Origin of the sequence: Paracoccus spongiarum, assembly GCF_030732095.1 — a bacterium.
GTDB lineage: Bacteria > Pseudomonadota > Alphaproteobacteria > Rhodobacterales > Rhodobacteraceae > Paracoccus > Paracoccus spongiarum.
Genome location: NZ_JAVAMQ010000077.1, coordinates 1 through 742, shown reverse-complemented (window position 1 = coordinate 742; position 742 = coordinate 1). Strand labels below are relative to the sequence as shown.

General features: G+C 67.7%; 2 pseudogenes. Both read left to right on the top strand.

Going from position 1 to position 742, the window contains the following annotated elements:
- Window positions 1-375, top strand: a pseudogene (locus tag Q5Y72_RS19760) (helix-turn-helix domain-containing protein); the annotation flags it as partial.
- Window positions 372-742: pseudogene (locus Q5Y72_RS19755) on the top strand (hypothetical protein); the annotation flags it as partial. The pseudogenes Q5Y72_RS19760 and Q5Y72_RS19755, both read left to right, overlap by 4 nt.

The window sequence follows — 742 nt, the reverse complement described above, 5'->3', positions numbered from 1 at the left end:
CCCCGCGAACATGTCCGTCGCTGGATTACCGATCTCGGCCTGACCGAGGACCGGATCGTCGCGGTGGCCCGCGACAGCCGCAGCACGCATCCCAATCCGCCGGACGGCCCGAGAGCACTGGACAGGGCCATGGAACGGGCGGCACGGAGCGCCGAGGCGAGGAAGCCCGCTGACGGCGACAAGCGGAGCAAGCGCGGCAACAAGCCTGCCGACGCGCGACGTGCCAGCATGGACGAGATCGCGGATTTCTATGCCGGGCTGGTGAACGGGGATGGCTATCTGCCCTCCAATGCCATCTCGAACACCGTGCGCAATGCCATGCTGGAACGCGGCCTGGTCACGACCGAGCGGCTGCGAGAACGGGGCGTGGCATGAGCATCCATTCCCGCTTCCCGAACCGCAGCACCACAGGCACCCGAACCAAACGCGCGCTGGGCGTCCAGCAGGTGCTGGAATGGGCCTTTCGCATGGAGAAGGCCCGGCTGGAACTGCCCGGGCCGCCCGACCCCGAACGCAGCGAAGGTCTCGGCTTCGGCCTCGAATACATGCTGATGCAACGCGCCGCGCTGGGCTGCCGCATCGATGGCGGAAGGTACAAGCCAGACAGTTCCACCCACCAGGACGCCGAAGTCATCGCGGCTTGTGTCGCCGGACTGCCAACCTCACTCGGTGGCTTGCGCATGGCGATCCGCATCGCCGAACTGGCCCGGGCCGGCATGACACCGGATTGGATGCCCGGCGC